The following is a 15451-nucleotide window of genomic DNA, read 5'->3' as shown; positions in this document are numbered from 1 at the left end:
TGCCGGTTCACGGCGCGGCGCTTGACATGGCGCAATGTTCGAGCAAAAAATACATAAGAAAAAGCGATAAATTTTTATTTATATGAATAACTAATTGGAATTGAAATGATGACGTTCAAGCAGCTGGAGGCCATCTATTGGGTGGCGCAACTGGGCGGCTTTTCCCAGGCCGCGCAGAAGCTGCATACGACGCAGCCCGCCGTGTCCAAGCGCGTGCGGGAGCTGGAGGACGCGTTCGGCACACCCCTGTTCGACCGGACGCTGCGGGCGGCGCGCCTGACCGAGAAAGGCGAAGAGATGTATGCCATCGCCAAGGATCTGCTGGGCCGGCGCGAGCAGGCCATCCAGGGATTCGTCCAGGCGGCGCCGCCCGAGCGCCAATTGCGCATCGGCGTGACCGAGCTGACGGCGTTGACGTGGCTGCCGCGTTTCGTCAACGAGGTCCATGCCAGATTTCCCCGAACCTCTTTCGAGCCCGACATCGACGACAGCTTCGGCCTGCGCAACAAGCTGCTGGCGGGCAACCTCGATATCGCCATTCTTCCGGACCTGTTCGAGGACAGCCGCCTGGAAAAACGCACCTTGGGCAAGGTTCGCAATGCCTGGATGTGCAAGCCAGGACTGTTGCCGACGGCCAAGGCACTGAATGTCCACGACATCGCCGAACAGCGCGTGCTGACACAGGGAGGACGATCGGCGACCGGGCTGCTCTATGACGAATGGTTCCGCGCCGCGGGCGTCGGCACCCGGAACTGGATCGTCAGCAACAACCTCATGGCGATCATCGGCATGACTGTGTCCGGCCTGGGCGTGGCCCATTTGCCGCAGTTCGCCCTGCAGCCGCTGATAGACCTGGGCATGCTGGAAGTGCTCGACGTCAAGCCGCCCGTGCCGGATGTGGTTTTCGCGGCCGTGCACAAGGCAGAAAACCATAGCCTTGTAATGGACCAACTGGTGGACATTGCAATGCGCTGCTGCGATTTTGGCAGGGCGTTCCAGGGCGCGTAGCGTGCGACTTCACCGACCCAAGCAGCCGAGCAAGCTGGCTGTGGCGATCGCGTGGGAGGCCGGCCTGTTGGGTTGACGCTCGGCCATGGTGAGCAGCAATCAGAACGAAAAGATAGCCCTAGTAGGTGGTGGTGCCGAGCAGGCATTGCCGTATTCGGTTGACAGGAAAATACAAAAGCCCGTAAGGACAACGCCTGAACTGGCTTCTGACTTCATTCGACGCCGCCGTTGCGCGCGCACAGGACAGCGATGCGCGATCTCAGTCCACCAGCCCATTGGCCTTGGCGAAGGGATCGTGGTGAGGATCCTGGTTCCACTCGTACTCCGCGCCATGCGCGACCTGCAGCGCGGCCTCCTTGCCAAAAAGCCGTTCGATCAGGGCCAGCGACATGTCGATGCCGGCGGAGACACCGGAGGACGTGAAATACTTTCCGTCTTCCACCCACCGAGCCTGCCGGACCCAGCGCACATCCGGGCCCTGGCTGGTCGCCCACTGGTAAGCCCGCTTGTTGGTCGTGGCCTGATGCCCGTCGAGCAATCCCGTCTTCGCAAGCACCGCCGATCCCGTGCATACCGAGGCGACGTGCGGGGTGCGCTGCGCCAGCTGGCGGATGGCGGCGATGAAGGACGGGTTGTCGACTTCGCGCCGGGTGCCCATGCCTCCCGGGACGATCAGGACGTCCAGCGCGGGCGCATCGGCGAAGGTATGGTCCACGACGACCGCCGGGCCGCCGCTGCTTGCCGCCTGCCCCGCATGGTCGGCGAGCATGACGATGCGGACCCGGTCGCGCAGCATGCCGAACATTTCGAGCGGGCCGAACACGTCCAATAGCTCGAAACCCTCGAAAACGACCATGCCGACGAGCAGGACGCGAGCATCGGCGCGCGCGCTGGTGTGGGAAGGCTGTGACTGGGTCATGCGTCGCCTCTTTGGGTGCGTTGGACGGAAATCGCCCATCAGTGTTCTTTCCCAGTGTACGAGCGTGGACGAAGCTGTGGAACATGCCTCGAATCGCCGGCACGGTGGGTCGACCGAGTTATCACGATTAATTTAAGTTTGCGTGAGGATTTCGCGATGGGGTTCGGTCGACACTGTCCACATGGTCACTCCAACGCCCCCCTCTGCATCGGCCACAGACGCCGCCGCTTCACAGGTGATACACCCTGTCTGGCTGCGCGTGACGCACTGGTTGAACGCCTTGGCCGTCCTGGTCATGGTCGCCAGCGGCTGGCGGATCTACAACGCGTCGCCCCTGTTCGATTTCAGTTTCCCGGCGGGCGTCACGCTGGGCGGCTGGCTGGGCGGCGCGCTGCAGTGGCACTTCGCCGGCATGTGGCTGCTGGCTGGCAATGGCTTGCTGTACCTTGCCCTGACCCTGGGCAGCGGCCGCTTGCGGCATCGCTTTTTCCCGCTGTCGCCGCGCCGCGTCGCCGTTGACCTGGCCGCCGCGCTGCGCGGCCGCCTGTCCCATGCCGATCCCCGCGATTACAACGCTGTGCAGCGGCTGGCCTATCTATTCGCCGTGCTCGACATCGCGCTGCTGGTCCTGTCCGGCCTGGCGCTGTGGAAACCCGTGCAGTTCGACACGCTGCGCACGCTGATGGGGGGATATGACGCCGCCCGCTACGTGCATTTCATCGCCATGTCGTTGCTGGTGGCGTTCGTGGCGCTGCACGTCCTGATGGTGGCCCTGGTGCCCCGCACGCTGTCGGCGATGATCCGCGGCAAGTAGAAGGACACAGGATGACCTTACGCAAACGCTCCATTTCGTCCCGGCTGGATGGCCCGGCCATCGTGCAGGAGGCGCGCAGGCTGCTCGCCCCGCGCATCGAGCAGCCCGCGCGCCGGGCGTTCCTGCGGCGCACGTTGACCCTCGGCGGGCTGGCCATGCTGTCGGGCTGCAGCTTGAGCGATGACCAGAGCGTCGAGCAGGCGCTTGCCGCCGTGTCTCGTTTCAACGACCGCGTACAGGGATGGATCTTCGATCCCGGCCAGCTGGCTCCGACCTATCCCGAGTCGATGATCACCCGGCCGTTTCCCTTCAACGCCTACTACGGCATCGAAGATGTGCCACGGGTGGAGGAGGCGGACTACCAGTTGGAATTGTCCGGCCAAGTGGCCGAAAAGCGCCCCTGGCGCCTGGACCAGCTGCGCGCGATGCCGCAGGTGGAACAAGTCACGCGCCACATCTGCGTGGAGGGCTGGAGCGCCATCGGCAAGTGGGGCGGCGTGCGGTTCTCGGATTTCCTGCGGCGCGTCGGCGCGGACCTGCAAGCGAAGTACGTGGGCTTCAAATGCGCGGATGACTACTACACCAGCATCGACATGCCCACCGCGCTGCATCCGCAGACCCTGCTGGCCCTGACCTACGACGGCCGGCCGCTTCCGCCGGAGTACGGATTCCCCATGAAGCTGCGCATGCCGACCAAGCTCGGCTACAAGAACCCCAAGCATATCCAGGCCATTTACGTGACCAATACGTTCCCCGGAGGATATTGGGAGGACCAGGGCTACAACTGGTTCGGCGGCAGCTGATGATTTTTCCACCCGCGGCGACGCCGCAACCACTCGGAGCTTTCACCATGAAGAAAAGTGCGATCTACGCTGTCTCGATGTGCCTGGCCCTGGCCGCGGGCGGCGCCTATGCCGCCGACTCCATGAGCCGGGACGGCATGTCCAACGGTTCGATGTCCAAAGAGGGAATGAAGAAGGACGGGATGTCGAAGGACGGCATGAAAAAGGACTCGATGTCCAAGGACGGCATGACGAAGGATTCGATGTCCAGGGACGGCATGTCGAAGGACGGCATGAAGAAGGATTCGATGTCCAGGGACGGCATGTCGAAGAATGGCATGCAAAAGGACGGCATGTCCCGTGACGGAATGAAGAAGTAATCTCCAGGACCGCATCGCGTCGGGGAAGGGGTCAACGGCCCGCCAGTGCCCTGGCGGCATCCCACGCCGACAGGACCTGGGTGATGGCCGCGTCCATGGCGGCGTGGCGCACGCCATCGCGCGCCAGGACGGACAAGCCCAGCAGGAAGGAATCGAAGACGGTGGCCAGGGCGCGCACGTCGGTGTCGGGGCGCAGTTCTCCGCTGTCGACGCCGCGCTGCACGCACGCGGTGATGCCGGCGCGCGTGCGCGCGCGCGAGCGCGTCAGCGGCGCGGTGACTTCCGCATGTTCGGCGGAAGGGGCGCTCATCACGGCCAGGCCGACCATGCATCCCTTGGGATGCCCACGCTCGCACTGCATCCTGGCCGAGGCGCGCAGGGCGGTCTCGATCGCATCGCGCGCCGCCAGGTCGGTATCCCACAGCGGCTCGGTGACCCGGGCGAAGGTGGACAGATAGCGCTGCGCGCACTCCAGGAACAACGCTTCCTTCGAGCCGAAGGCCGCATAGAGGCTGGGCGCGGAGATCCCGTTGCCGATGCCCGCCTTCAACTGGCTCAGCGACGTCGACTCGTAGCCGTTCTGCCAGAAGATGTGCATGGCCTGCTCGATCGCCGCGTCCCGGTCGAAGGTACGCGGACGTCCCATTACCGCCATGTCTGGCTCCTTGGATGGTTTCGCTACTTAAATACTAGTCGATACATAAGTCGTTGACAACCGGCTGCCGTTCTACTATTGTACCGATCAATATATATGTTGCGCCGATGCCAGCCGATGCCTGCCCCGCGGGCCGGCTGCCGGGCCATTACGTTTCCCCGCCTCGGGGACTTTTTTTATCTACATATATACCGATCGATATATTTGTTTGCCTGGAGGGAATGCTGTGACCATTTCAAGTTCAACCGTGGCGGGCCCGGCGCGAGACGGGCTGCCGCTCGGCGCGCTGCTGGCGCTGGCCATGACGGGCTTCGTCTGCATCATCACCGAGACCCTGCCCGCGGGCCTGCTGCCGCAGATGGCGGCCGGTCTCGATACGTCGACGGCCCTGGCGGGCCAGACGGTGACGGCGTACGCGCTGGGTTCGCTGCTGGCCGCGATTCCGCTGACCATCGCCACGCAAGGCTGGCGGCGGCGCAAGCTGCTGCTGCTGACCATCCTGGGCTTTCTCTTCTTCAATTCAGTCACGGCGATCTCATCGAACTATTGGCTCACCCTGGCCGCACGGTTCTTCGCCGGCGTGTCCGCCGGGGTGGCCTGGAGCCTGCTTGCCGGTTATGCGCGGCGCATGGTGCCGGTCCACCAGCAGGGCAGGGCGCTGGCGGTGGCGATGGTCGGCACGCCGATCGCGTTGTCGCTGGGTGTGCCGTTCGGCACCTGGCTGGGCGCCGCGCTGGGCTGGCGCAGCGCCTTCGCGGTCATGTCGGCGCTGACCTTGGTGCTGATCGCATGGGTGCTGGCCAAAGTGCCGGATTATCCGGGCCAGGCGGGCCATCAACGCTTGCCGCTGCACAGGGTTTTCACGACGCCGGGCGTGCGGCCGGTGCTCGGCGTGGTGATGGCATGGATGCTGGCGCACAACATTCTCTACACCTACATTGCGCCGTTCGCCGCCCAGGCCGGCCTGCAATCACGGGTGGATGTCGTGCTGCTGACCTTCGGGCTGGCTGCCCTGGCCGCCATCCTCGGCGCCGGCCGGCTGGTCGACCGCCACCTGCGTGCCACCGTGCTGGCCAGCCTGGCCGTCTTCGCCCTGGTGGCCCTGCTGTTCATCTGGGTGGCGCACGTGCCCGCCGCGGTCTATGCCGGCGTGGCGATATGGGGCCTGACGTTCGGCGGGGCGGCGACGCTGCTGCAGACCGCGCTGGCCGATACCGCCGGCGAAGGCGCCGACGTGGCGCTCTCGATGAACGTGGTGGCCTGGAACACCGCCATCGCCGGCGGCGGCGTGGTCGGCGGCGTCCTGCTGGACCGGTGGGGCGCGGCGTCGTTCATGCCCGTGCTGGTGCTGCTGCTGGCCATCGGGTTCGTCATTGCGTGGTCCGCGCGAGCCCATGGCTTCAAGACCGGGCCGCGGCACGGCCACACGCCGCCCATCGCCTGACGCTGGACGTCGCGCCGCTGCCGTAGAAGCTGGCGCAGCGGTTCGAGTATTACCGCGTCCTCAACCGGAACGTGCAGGACAACAAGGAACTGGCCCGGACCCGGATCACGATTCCAGTGCTGGCCATTGGCGGTGGCGGCCATGGCGGCCTGGGCGAGTTCCAGGGAGAACAGATGCGACGCTATGCGACGAACGTGACCGCCAGCGTGCTGGAGGGCTGCGGCCACTGGTTGCCGGAGGAATGCGCCCGTCCTCTCGACGATGCGGTCGTGGGGTTCCTGGCCGCGCCTTGAGGGATGCGGCGCATGCCGCTGCGTCCGCTGTCGTGGCCTCGCCCGCCTTGCAGACCGCGAGGCGGGTTTTATTTTTACGAGGGTTTTCCCGTATGATTCGGCCTTCGGGCACCGGTACGTAGGCGAAATACGCACCCATTTGCCCGTTATTTGTACCTGTCGTCCCGCCATGCCGTTTCCCCCGGCGTACGGCATTCGCCTTCTCCGCATCACAGGCGCGTTCCGCCACGAGCCGACGCGCCGCCACGAGGAACCCCCATGAAGAACCGCCTGACCCTGAGCATCGCCATCGCCATGCTGCTGGGTGTCGCCGTCGGCTACGCATGCCACGCCAGCATCACCGATGCCGCGCAACTGAAGGAAGTCGCCGGCTACTTCTCCATCGTCACCGACATCTTCCTGCGGCTGATCAAGATGATCATCGCGCCGCTGGTGTTCGCCACGCTGGTGTCGGGCCTGGCCGGGCTGGACAGCGGCGGGGAAGTGGGCCGTATCGGGTTGCGTTCGGTGCTGTGGTTCGTGTGCGCGTCGCTGATCTCGCTGGGCATCGGCCTGGTCATGGCGAACGTGACGGCGCCGGGCGCGGGGCTGAACCTGACGGCGCCCGCGGCCGAGGTCAGCACGGGGCTGAACACCTCGGGGCTGAACGTGAAGGACGTCATCACGCATGCCTTCCCGACCAGCGTGCTGGACGCGATGGCGCGCAACGACATCCTGCAGATCCTGGTGTTCTCGGTGTTCATGGGCCTGGCGCTGAGCGCATTGAAGCGCGAGCCCAAGGTGGGCCACGTGGTGGACGTGATCGACGGCATGGTGCCGGTGATGCTGCGGCTGACGGATTACGTGATGCGCTTCGCGCCGCTGGGCGTGTTCGGCGCCATCGCGTCGGTGGTGACGCTGCGCGGGCTGGACGTGCTGTTCACGTACGGCAAGCTGCTGGGCTCGTTCTACCTGGCGCTGGTGCTGCTGTGGGCGGTGCTGATCGCCATCGGCTATGCCTTCCTGGGACCGAAGATCGTCACGCTGCTGAAGACGGTGCGCGAGCCGGCGATGATCGCGTTCTCGACGGCCAGCAGCGAGGCCGCGTTTCCGCGCCTGACGGAAAAGCTGGAGGAGTTCGGCGTGGACAAGAAAGTGGTGGGCTTCACGCTGCCGCTGGGCTATGCATTCAACCTGGATGGCTCGATGCTGTATCAGGCCTTCGCCGCGATCTTCATCGCGCAGGCCTTCGGCGTGGAGATGTCGGTCTCGCAGCAGGTGACCATGCTGCTCATCCTGATGATCAGCAGCAAGGGCATGGCCAGCGTGCCGCGCGGGGCGGTGGTGGTGGTCGCGGCGGTGGCCCCGATGTTCCATCTGCCGGCGGCCGGGATCGCGCTGATCCTGGCCATCGACCAGTTGCTGGACATGGGCCGCACGATGACGAACGTGATCGGCAACAGCGTGGCCACGGCGGTGATCGCGAAGTGGGAAGAGAAGCGCAAGCCCGTCGTCGACGCGGCTTGATCGAATGGGGCCTGCCATGCGCGGGCGTTTCTCGATTGGCGAGCGGGCAAGTGCAGACCGCGTGGCAATCGGGTCTTCGTTGTCGCTGAGGGCCACGCCGCGCAATGGTTCGCGGACACTGGCTCGCCTGATACGATGTCGCGATCCCGTTGCCGCAAACCCTCGCGGCAGGCCTCCCACATTCGCATGCTTGTACGCCTGACCTTCGACGATGGCCCCGGTCCATCGACTCCGGATCTGCTGGATGTCCTGCGCGACGCGTCCTGCAAGGCCACGTTTTTCCTGCTGGGCGGGAATCTGGCGCAGGATCGGGACACGGCCGTGCGCATGGCGCGGGAAGGACATCTGCTGGGCAACCACACGTATACGCATGCGCGTGCGGGCGATCTGACGGACGTCGAACTGGCCGCCGAGATCGAAGCTACAGATGCGTTGATTCGCGAGGTCTATCGCGATGCCGGGTGCGACGCACCGACAGGCATTCCGCCGCGCTTGCCGTATGGGGTGCAGCCGGATGATCCTCGGCTGCCCGTGCTTAGGCGTATGGGCCGTGAATCGGTCGGCTGGACGATGATCGCGGCCGATTGGCACCGGCCGCAGCCCTCGCCGGCGTCCTTGCTCGCCAGCATCGTGCACCACGTCGAGACGCAGAGGATACGCAAGCAACCCCCCGTCGCAGGACACGCGATGCCGCATCAACAGGATGGGCACGTGCTGCTCTGCCTGCACGACAGTTCCCGCCATCGCGAGCCGCGTCCCGCCACGGTGGAAACCGTGCGGCGCCTGCTAGCCGAGCCCGGTTTCCGGCAGCTGGTGGGGTAAGCCGGGCTGGCGCGCTGCCAGCAACTGGCGCCAGCAGCCCAGGAAGCCCATGCCGGCGCCCGGCGCCCACAGGCCGCGCCGGGCCGCATGCAGGTGGATCAGTACCTGGTCCGCGCAGAACAGAAGCATGAGCCTGCCGCGATGCGCTTGCAGCCATGCCGCGGGAACGTCCGGCCGGATCTGCGCATAGGCTCGCAGGCCGGCATCCCAGGCCGGCGCATCGAACACGAAGGCGTCCTCGCGCGAGACGTCGCGGGTCAAGGCGAACAGCGCGAAGGCGGCCTCGATCCACGGCGAGCCTTGCCCCACGTCGTCGAAGTCCAGGATGCCGCTGACGTCCTGATCGATGAGCAGCAGGTTGCCGGCGTGGTAGTCGCCATGCAGCCATTGCACGGGGCCTGGAATCCCGGCATCCAGTGACGACAACAGCCCGGCGATACTTGGGAGGACGCTGCCGTACTGATGTTCCGGTATCGACGGTATCGCGGCATTGGGAAGGCGCGACACTCGGGTATGGCGAGCACGTAGCCAAGCCAAGGCATCCTGCGTGTCCGTGGCCAGCGCGGCCAATGCACCGTGCAGGCGTGCCAACGTGCGCATGGCGTTGGCAATGCTTGCCGTGGGGACGTCGGGGTCGGCGTTCGCGGACGGCCCCGGCGGGCCATGGTCGTCATGGGTTCGTAGGGGAACGTGCCTTTCCGGGCCGCCGCACGCCGGGCGATCATGCGGCGGGAAGCCATCCGACGGGGAGGTCACGGTTCCCGAGAGCGCTTCTGTCTGCGGGGTGTTTATCGCGGTCATGCCCCGCGGGTCGTCCGCCTTGCCGGACAAGGCGCGCGAATTGCCGGCGCGACGCGATATGGAAACGCTTGGACCACTATCGTCCATGCGTGCTTCGCCAAATTCCCCCGCCCGTCCGGGAATCGCCTCGAACACGTGCAGCCAATGCGCATTCCAACGCAAGCAAGCCTGGCCATCGCTTGTCGGTACCAGCCGAGGCACCGCGGGCATCTCTGGCAACGCTGTCGGGCAGCCCGGTTCCAACGCCGTGTTCCTCGGCGTACCAAGCCACGCCAGCACGCTGGCCTCGTCCCGCACCTGCCGTTCCGGCTTGCCCGCCCACGACACGCGCAGCACCACGCTGCGCACCCCATCCCACGCCCAGTACGTTTTGTTAGTATGGCCCGTTGCCATGGCCCGCAGCGACGTCACGCGCAGTCCCCAGTGCGCATGCAACAGCGCGGCCAGCGTGTCTCTCTGTTCTACGCCATCGATCATGTCAGAGCGCATCTCCGCCCGCATGCGGGACATCAACGTCGAGTGGCTGACGCGGGCCGCGGAATTCGATCACCTGTTCAACATCCGCTGGCTGGGCGAACGCTTCTTCCACCTGCCCGGCGACATGCTGGCCATCCAGGAACTGGTGTGGCGCCTGCGGCCGTCGGTCATCGTGCAGACGGGCATTGCCGCGGGCGGGGGCGTGGTGTTCTCGGCCTCGATGCTCGAGCTGGCCACGGACCACGGACGCGTTGTGGCCGTCGAGCCGCGCCTGCGCGGCGAGGTGCGGCAGACGCTGCAGTCCCATCGCCTGGCGCACCGCATGCACCTGGTCGAAGGCGAATCCTGCGCGCCGGACGTGCTGGCCGCGGTGCGGGAACAGATCGAACAGGCCAACAGCCAGGGCCCCGTGATGGCCATCCTGGACCTGACGCACACGCATGCCCACGTGCTGCAGGAGCTGCGCTGCTACGCCGAACTGGTGTCGCGGGACAGCTACGTGGTGGTGATGGACACCGTCATGGAATACCTGCCCGCCGGGATGTTCCATGGCAAGCCCTACGGACGCGGCAACAATCCCGCTACGGCGGTGGCGGAGTTCCTGGACCAGGACGCGCGCTTCGAAGTCGACGGCGACATCGAGGACCGCGTCATCATGACGCTGTCTCCGGGCGGCTTCCTGAAGCGAGTGCGCTGATCAGCCGCGCGGCGTGGGCCGAGCCGTCGCGTTCGGCGTAGCTGGCCGCGATGCGAGCGGCGTTGTCGGCGTACGTGCCGGGCCGCTGCAGCAGGGCCTGGATCGCGTCGGCGATCCGCGCCACTGAGGCCTCGCGCAGGTCCAGGCGGCGGCCCGCGCCGGCCCGCTCGACGAAATGCGCCGAATGGAACTGGTCATTGCACAGCGGCGACAGCAGCATGGGCACGCCGCAGGCCAGCGATTCCATCACCGAATTGGCCCCGCCGTGGTTGATGAACGCGCGGGCGCGCCGCAGCAGCGCCAGCTGCGGCGCGTAGCGCACGGCGATGGCGTGCTCGCCCAGCGGCGGCAACTGGCCGCTGCCAGCCAGTTCGCCTACTGACAGCACCAGTTGCACGGCCATGCCGCGGGTGGCCTGCGCCACCTTGGCGAAGACGTCCGGGTGGTAGTAGAGCTGGCTGCCCAGCGACAGGTAGACCAGCGGCAATGCAGGATCCAGGCGGTCCCACGGAAACGGCAGCTCATCGCCGCGCGGGCCGCAAGGCAAGGCGGGGCCGGCCAGTTCGACGCCGGCCGGGGCCGGGCCCACCAGGGCCTGCGTGGTGAATGCCAGGGTCAGGTGCGGCGACAGCACGTCGCAGCCGCGAAAGCCGGCGCGCAGCCCGTAGCGGGCGAACAACGCATCGCGCTCGGGCGCCAGCCAGCGCACCGTGCGCAGCAGGTCCGAATCCATGTCGTCCGGCAGCACGGGGTTCAGGGAGTTCGACAGCGATACCCACGGCACGTCTTCCAGCGCGGCGGCGATGGCCGAGGCGTACAGCAGCGGGTCGATCACCACGACCGCGGGCCGGCATTGCCGGATCAGGGCGCGGATGCCGTCCACGAGGTCCGCGGCGCGCTCGACCAGCAGCGTGTGGATCCATTGCCGCAGCCACTGCGCGTCCTGGATGTTGGCCGCGAAGCCCGCGCCGCGGGACAGGTCGTGGCGCTCGGGCGTTTCGCGCGGGCCGAGGAAGGTGAAGCCGCCCGCGTGGTCCAGCTGTGCGCTGATGTCGGCGGGCGCGTAGAAGCCCACGTCGAAGCCGGCGGCGCGCAGGTGTTGCGCGGGCCCGATGCACGGGTTGACGTGGCCCTTCTCGGGCACGACGCAGAACAGGATGCGTTTCATGGTGAGGGGCACCGCAGGTGGTCCAGAGTCATCGTCAACGTTGCCCACAGCATGCGCTCGGTGTCGGCCTGCAGCGTGGGCGGGTCGATGTCCAGCGTGCGCGCCAGGGCATGGATGCGACCGCGATCCAGCAAGGGCGACAGGTCCATCGCGGGCGCCAGGCGGCCGCGCTTGGCGCCGCGCACCAGGCGGTCGGGCAGCTTCAATCGCGAACCCAGTTCGCGCAGGCAGTGCTTGTCCGGGTCGGGCGGCAGGGACATCAGATGCTGCACGACGGCGTCATCGATGAACGGCGCATGCAGCCGTACGGACGCGGCGTCGAACAGGGCATTGCACAGCGGCAGGTAGTTGGCGGACACGTCGCGCCGCATGACCTGGTCGGCGCCGTCGCCCGAGATGGCCGCGTCGATGCCGTCGGCGGCCATGGCGTCGGCCAGCAGCAGCTTGGCGACGGGGTGCAGGTTGAACATGGGTTCTTCCACGCAGCGCGCGGCGCGGGGCAGGGCGGCCACGAAGTCGTGTTCGCCCACGTGCACGACCTTCACGCGCGCGCCCAGGCGTTGCGCGATGTCCAGCGCGGGCTCGCGCTCGCAGTAGTCGGGCAGGCCGGTGGCCAGGATGTACGAAGGGACGTCCTGTTGCGCGCCGAGTTCCCTCAGCAGGGCCAGCAGCAGCGCGGAATCCAGGCCGCCGCTCAGGGCCAGGGCGACGCGCTGGCCGCTGTCCAGCACGCGTCGCAAGCTGTCGCGCAGCAGGGCGTGCAGATTGCCTGGCGTGGGGTGCAAGGGCGCGGCGTGCAAGGCCCATCCCGAGGCGGTTCGTTCCAGCGCATGTCCCGGCGGCACGGCGCGTACGTTGCGCAGCACGGTGTGGCCGGTCAGGCGGGATCCGTCGAGATAGCCGCGAATGGCAGCTGCGTCGGCATCGCCGGCCTGCGCGCCCGCCGCCTGCAAGGCCTGCAGGATGCCCTCGCCCATCCCGCCCGTCACATAATGCAGCCGCCGAAAACCGAACGGATCGCGCGTGCCGGCGATCATGCGTATTCGGCCTTCAAGGCGATCACCTCGGCCCGCTTCATGATGCGATGGGGGGCCTGCGGCGCGCTGCCGCCATGGCAATGCAGGCAGGCCTGCAGCGGGGCCTCGCGCAGCAGGTAGGCCAGCAGGTCGTCGCGCAGGCCGGCATCGTCGCGCAGCGCCAGGCCGTCGCCGTGGAAGTCGCGCTTGCCTTGGTACAGCGTATGGAAGTGCGCCGGCCGCGTGCACGTGTAGAACATGCCGTCGCGGATCATGTGGCAGCGTTCGCGTATCCAGCAGTCGGCGTAGATGCGGCGCGCCGTGTCCTCGTCATCGTCGGGGTGCACGCGCGTCATGCTGGAAAACGCGTCCTGCACTTTCCAGTTCAGGCGCACGCCGTGGCGCGCCGCCTGGGCTTCGATATGCGCGACCAGTGCCGGTGACAGGCCCGGCCTGGGATAGCGCGATATCGTGAGCGCGTCCACTTCCCGCCAGAACGCCTCGGGCATCTCGCCCAGCTTCAGGCCGTTGGTAGTGATGGAGATGACCGGCGCGATGCCCGACTGCCGTGCCAGGCGCACGAGTTCGATCAGCTCCGGATGCAGCAGCGGTTCGCCGCCGACCAGCTTGAATACCTTGGGACGCAGCACGCGGGCCGCGCGCCGCAGGTCGTCGGCCAGCGATTGCGGGCTGACGTGCCAGGCGGGCAACAGGGGCGACAGCGAACAGCATTCCGCGCAGGTCAGGTTGCAGTGGTCGACGATGTGGGTTTCCAGCGAACGCGTCTGGATGCGGCCATCGACCACGGGATAGCCGCGGTCCATCGGCGGCGGAAACACGTGCTGGCGGGCGGGAGTGTCCATGTCGCGGCTCAACGTTGTGCGTGCAGGCACTGCTGGTAGAAATCGATCAGCCGGCCGCGCGCGCCGTCCATCATCGACACCATGCGCAGCGCACCTTGCAGGGAGGTCTCGAAGCTGGGCGGGTCGGCCAGCCAGCCTTGCAGCAGCCAGTGCTTCAGGGCGTGCTGCAGGCAGGCGGCGTCCACGGCCCAGGCCATGCGCTCGGCGCGCAAGGGGCGCACGTGCAGATAGGCGTGCACGAAGGCTTGCGCAAGTTCGGGAGCTTCCAGCGGCAGGTGGTTCATGCAGCGCACGAGTTCGTATTCGCGGGGCGCGCCGATCGACGCTTCCCAATCCAGCACCAGCGGGGGCAGCGTGCCGCCGAACAGATAGTTGAATTGATTGTAGTCATTGTGGATGGGCCGCTGCGGGTCACCCCCGGGAAAGGCGGACAGGCTGCCGGGATGGTGCGCGTCGATCAGGCGCAGGCAGGTGTCCACGTATTGCCGCAGGCGCGCCGAGCCGGCATGCGTGGGCGCCCGGGCGGGCGCGTCTGCCAGTTCGCGACGCAGCGCGTCGGCATCCAGCGCCCGCAGGCGCGCCGACAGCGTGTCCAGCGCCACGGGCAGGCCTCGCAGCGCATCCAGTCCGACATGCAGGGCAGCCAGGCTGGCGCCCAGCGCGGCCCATTCTTCGGAGGCATAGGTGTCGTAGGTCCTGAACCGGCCCGTTTCCCAGCGGGTCAGCATGGCGCTGGCATCGTCGTCTTCCGATATCCACACCGCATCGCCCGATGCCGTGACCATGAGGTCCTGCACACGGAAGCGCGCATCGGGATGCGCCCGCAGGTGCGCGAGCAGCGCGGCCTCCTTGAACGCCCGGTCGCGCTGGCCGGTCCGGTACAGCTTCACGGCCACGTCGCCCGTGGCGGTCGGCAGGCGCCAGACGCGCTCGCTGATCCGCCGCGCGGGCCCGGCCTGCGTCAGGGCATAAGACCCGCACAGTCGGGCCAGTGCCTCGGGCGGAGGGGGCCGGTCGTCCATGCCTTCAGATCTGTTCCGCCGGCCCGTAGCGATACGGATGCCCGCTGACGAAGGTGTTGTGGCCCACATAGCGCAGCTTGTACATGGCCGGGCGGAACAGCGCCGACGGGCTGTTGTCCGCGATGCCCAGCAGCGGATACAGGTCGCGTCGCACGAAGAACGCGTTGTTGCCCATGTCGTCGCAGCACACCAGTTCGTAGCCCTTGCTGCGGCTCAGGTGGTACAGCGACTCCAGGCTGGCGCCGTAGTAAGTCGATCCGTCCCAGGCGTGGTCGGGGTTGAAGCGCATCACCCAGCGTTCGGGCGGCTGGTAGTAGGGGTTGTATTCGATGACCACGATGCGCGGCTGGAAGGCCGTCAGGCCCTGCCATACCCAATAATCGTTGCCGTCGATGTCCAGCGACAGCAGGTCGAAGTCCCGGGGCACGCCAGCCTCGCGCAGCAGGGCATCGACGTTGTCGGGCTGCACCTGCTGCTGCCGCAATTGCACGTTGCGCGCCGCGCCGTAGTTGGTGCGCAGCTTGTCGTAGCGATAGGCGCTGGCCTCCACCAGCAGGCCTTGCCATCCCCGTTCGCGCAACAGCAGCGCCGTGTTGCTGTTGCGCAGGCCGTCGCTGGCACCGATGTCCACACAATGCCGCGTCGTGGGGGCGATGCGCTCCATCAGGCGCGCAAGGATGGCCTCTTCGGTGCCCTGGGCGTACAGGCTGGGGGCCAGACCGGACAGGTCGAGCGCGGCGGGGGCGTCCTGCATGGCGTTCCTGAAAGGCGGCTTGGGGGAGGG

Annotated in this window: 17 protein-coding genes; 9 read left to right on the top strand and 8 right to left on the bottom strand. The window is 67.0% G+C overall.

Annotated elements, in window-relative coordinates; all coding sequences use genetic code 11:
- Positions 1-105: 105 nt before the first annotated feature.
- Positions 106-1008, top strand: a complete 903-nt coding sequence (locus FS845_RS23625; protein ID WP_313960325.1) for a LysR family transcriptional regulator — start codon at positions 106-108, stop codon at positions 1006-1008.
- A gap of 259 nt (positions 1009-1267) precedes the next feature.
- Here the strand turns inward: FS845_RS23625 and FS845_RS23620 are convergent, their stop codons facing one another.
- Positions 1268-1927, bottom strand: a complete 660-nt coding sequence (locus tag FS845_RS23620) for a DJ-1/PfpI family protein (protein WP_222130024.1) — start codon at positions 1925-1927, stop codon at positions 1268-1270.
- Positions 1928-2108: 181 nt separating this feature from the next.
- On the opposite strand from FS845_RS23620, the gene FS845_RS23615 reads away from it, so the two are divergent.
- From FS845_RS23615 to FS845_RS23605, 3 genes are read left to right on the top strand one after another with little or no spacing between them, the layout of a single operon-like run.
- Positions 2109-2741: a cytochrome b/b6 domain-containing protein gene (locus FS845_RS23615; protein ID WP_144640053.1), complete on the top strand. Its 633-nt coding sequence runs from the start codon at positions 2109-2111 to the stop codon at positions 2739-2741.
- An 11-nt stretch (positions 2742-2752) separates the two neighbouring features.
- Positions 2753-3544, top strand: a complete 792-nt coding sequence (locus tag FS845_RS23610; protein WP_144640050.1) for a molybdopterin-dependent oxidoreductase — start codon at positions 2753-2755, stop codon at positions 3542-3544.
- Positions 3545-3591: 47 nt separating this feature from the next.
- Complete coding sequence (locus FS845_RS23605; protein ID WP_144640263.1) at positions 3592-3903, top strand: pentapeptide MXKDX repeat protein; 312 nt, start codon at positions 3592-3594, stop codon at positions 3901-3903.
- A gap of 31 nt (positions 3904-3934) precedes the next feature.
- Here FS845_RS23605 and FS845_RS23600 read toward each other — a convergent pair whose 3' ends face one another.
- On the bottom strand, positions 3935-4558 hold the full coding sequence (locus tag FS845_RS23600) for a TetR/AcrR family transcriptional regulator (protein WP_144640047.1): 624 nt from the start codon (positions 4556-4558) through the stop codon (positions 3935-3937).
- 247 nt (positions 4559-4805) lie between these two features.
- On the opposite strand from FS845_RS23600, the gene FS845_RS23595 reads away from it, so the two are divergent.
- From FS845_RS23595 to FS845_RS23580, 4 genes are all read left to right on the top strand, one after another.
- Entirely contained in the window at positions 4806-6002 is a 1197-nt protein-coding gene (locus FS845_RS23595; protein WP_260986426.1) for an MFS transporter, read from the top strand.
- A gap of 71 nt (positions 6003-6073) precedes the next feature.
- On the top strand, positions 6074-6295 hold the full coding sequence (locus FS845_RS23590) for an alpha/beta fold hydrolase (RefSeq protein ID WP_144640044.1): 222 nt from the start codon (positions 6074-6076) through the stop codon (positions 6293-6295).
- Between the two features lie 258 nt (positions 6296-6553).
- The gene (locus FS845_RS23585) at positions 6554-7801 is read left to right on the top strand and encodes a dicarboxylate/amino acid:cation symporter (RefSeq protein ID WP_144640041.1); all 1248 of its coding nucleotides are present in this window, start codon (positions 6554-6556) and stop codon (positions 7799-7801) included.
- Positions 7802-7987: 186 nt separating this feature from the next.
- The gene (locus tag FS845_RS23580) at positions 7988-8623 is read left to right on the top strand and encodes a polysaccharide deacetylase family protein (RefSeq protein ID WP_144640038.1); all 636 of its coding nucleotides are present in this window, start codon (positions 7988-7990) and stop codon (positions 8621-8623) included.
- Here FS845_RS23580 and FS845_RS23575 read toward each other — a convergent pair.
- Positions 8588-9901 carry a phosphotransferase gene (locus tag FS845_RS23575; protein ID WP_186332393.1) on the bottom strand — a complete coding sequence of 438 codons (1314 nt, stop codon included), beginning with the start codon at positions 9899-9901 and terminating at the stop codon, positions 8588-8590. The genes FS845_RS23580 and FS845_RS23575 overlap by 36 nt on opposite strands.
- Between FS845_RS23575 and FS845_RS23570 the strand changes: the two genes are divergently transcribed.
- Positions 9900-10598, top strand: coding sequence for a cephalosporin hydroxylase family protein (locus FS845_RS23570; RefSeq protein WP_144640032.1), 699 nt, complete (start codon positions 9900-9902; stop codon positions 10596-10598). The two genes, FS845_RS23575 and FS845_RS23570, sit on opposite strands and share 2 nt — an antisense overlap.
- Here the strand turns inward: FS845_RS23570 and FS845_RS23565 are convergent.
- Genes FS845_RS23565 through FS845_RS23545 form a run of 5 tightly spaced genes read right to left on the bottom strand, consistent with a single transcriptional unit; the run spans position 10555 to position 15421 of the window.
- On the bottom strand, positions 10555-11766 hold the full coding sequence (locus tag FS845_RS23565; protein ID WP_144640027.1) for a glycosyltransferase: 1212 nt from the start codon (positions 11764-11766) through the stop codon (positions 10555-10557). The two genes, FS845_RS23570 and FS845_RS23565, sit on opposite strands and share 44 nt — an antisense overlap.
- Complete coding sequence (locus FS845_RS23560; protein ID WP_144640025.1) at positions 11763-12803, bottom strand: asparagine synthase-related protein; 1041 nt, start codon at positions 12801-12803, stop codon at positions 11763-11765. The genes FS845_RS23565 and FS845_RS23560 overlap by 4 nt, the downstream gene beginning before the upstream one ends.
- Complete coding sequence (locus FS845_RS23555) at positions 12800-13645, bottom strand: radical SAM protein (protein WP_144640022.1); 846 nt, start codon at positions 13643-13645, stop codon at positions 12800-12802. Before FS845_RS23555 ends, FS845_RS23560 begins: the two co-directional genes overlap by 4 nt.
- A gap of 8 nt (positions 13646-13653) precedes the next feature.
- On the bottom strand, positions 13654-14667 hold the full coding sequence (locus tag FS845_RS23550; RefSeq protein WP_144640019.1) for a phosphotransferase enzyme family protein: 1014 nt from the start codon (positions 14665-14667) through the stop codon (positions 13654-13656).
- Between the two features lie 4 nt (positions 14668-14671).
- A complete protein-coding gene (locus FS845_RS23545; RefSeq protein ID WP_144640016.1) occupies positions 14672-15421 on the bottom strand; it encodes an FkbM family methyltransferase in 750 nt (249 codons plus the stop codon).
- Positions 15422-15451 lie beyond the last annotated feature (30 nt).

Source organism: Bordetella genomosp. 13, assembly GCF_007679965.1.
GTDB lineage: Bacteria > Pseudomonadota > Gammaproteobacteria > Burkholderiales > Burkholderiaceae_B > Bordetella.
The sequence above is the reverse complement of the archived record's forward strand: the minus strand, read 5'-3'. Positions and strand labels throughout refer to the sequence as shown.

Bases quoted from the DNA above. Each gene is read 5' to 3' on its own strand.
- FS845_RS23560 (WP_144640025.1), bottom strand. From the start codon at position 12,803: ATGATCGCCGGCACGCGCGATCCGTTCGGTTTTCGGCGGCTGCATTAT.
- FS845_RS23620 (WP_222130024.1), bottom strand. From the start codon at position 1,927: ATGACCCAGTCACAGCCTTCCCACACCAGCGCGCGCGCCGATGCTCGC.
- FS845_RS23570 (WP_144640032.1), top strand. From the start codon at position 9,900: ATGTCAGAGCGCATCTCCGCCCGCATGCGGGACATCAACGTCGAGTGG.
- FS845_RS23580 (WP_144640038.1), top strand. From the start codon at position 7,988: ATGCTTGTACGCCTGACCTTCGACGATGGCCCCGGTCCATCGACTCCG.
- FS845_RS23565 (WP_144640027.1), bottom strand. From the start codon at position 11,766: ATGAAACGCATCCTGTTCTGCGTCGTGCCCGAGAAGGGCCACGTCAAC.
- FS845_RS23545 (WP_144640016.1), bottom strand. From the start codon at position 15,421: ATGCAGGACGCCCCCGCCGCGCTCGACCTGTCCGGTCTGGCCCCCAGC.
- FS845_RS23625 (WP_313960325.1), top strand. From the start codon at position 106: ATGATGACGTTCAAGCAGCTGGAGGCCATCTATTGGGTGGCGCAACTG.
- FS845_RS23605 (WP_144640263.1), top strand. From the start codon at position 3,592: ATGAAGAAAAGTGCGATCTACGCTGTCTCGATGTGCCTGGCCCTGGCC.
- FS845_RS23555 (WP_144640022.1), bottom strand. From the start codon at position 13,645: ATGGACACTCCCGCCCGCCAGCACGTGTTTCCGCCGCCGATGGACCGC.
- FS845_RS23550 (WP_144640019.1), bottom strand. From the start codon at position 14,667: ATGGACGACCGGCCCCCTCCGCCCGAGGCACTGGCCCGACTGTGCGGG.
- FS845_RS23615 (WP_144640053.1), top strand. From the start codon at position 2,109: ATGGTCACTCCAACGCCCCCCTCTGCATCGGCCACAGACGCCGCCGCT.
- FS845_RS23600 (WP_144640047.1), bottom strand. From the start codon at position 4,558: ATGGCGGTAATGGGACGTCCGCGTACCTTCGACCGGGACGCGGCGATC.
- FS845_RS23585 (WP_144640041.1), top strand. From the start codon at position 6,554: ATGAAGAACCGCCTGACCCTGAGCATCGCCATCGCCATGCTGCTGGGT.
- FS845_RS23575 (WP_186332393.1), bottom strand. From the start codon at position 9,901: ATGATCGATGGCGTAGAACAGAGAGACACGCTGGCCGCGCTGTTGCAT.
- FS845_RS23610 (WP_144640050.1), top strand. From the start codon at position 2,753: ATGACCTTACGCAAACGCTCCATTTCGTCCCGGCTGGATGGCCCGGCC.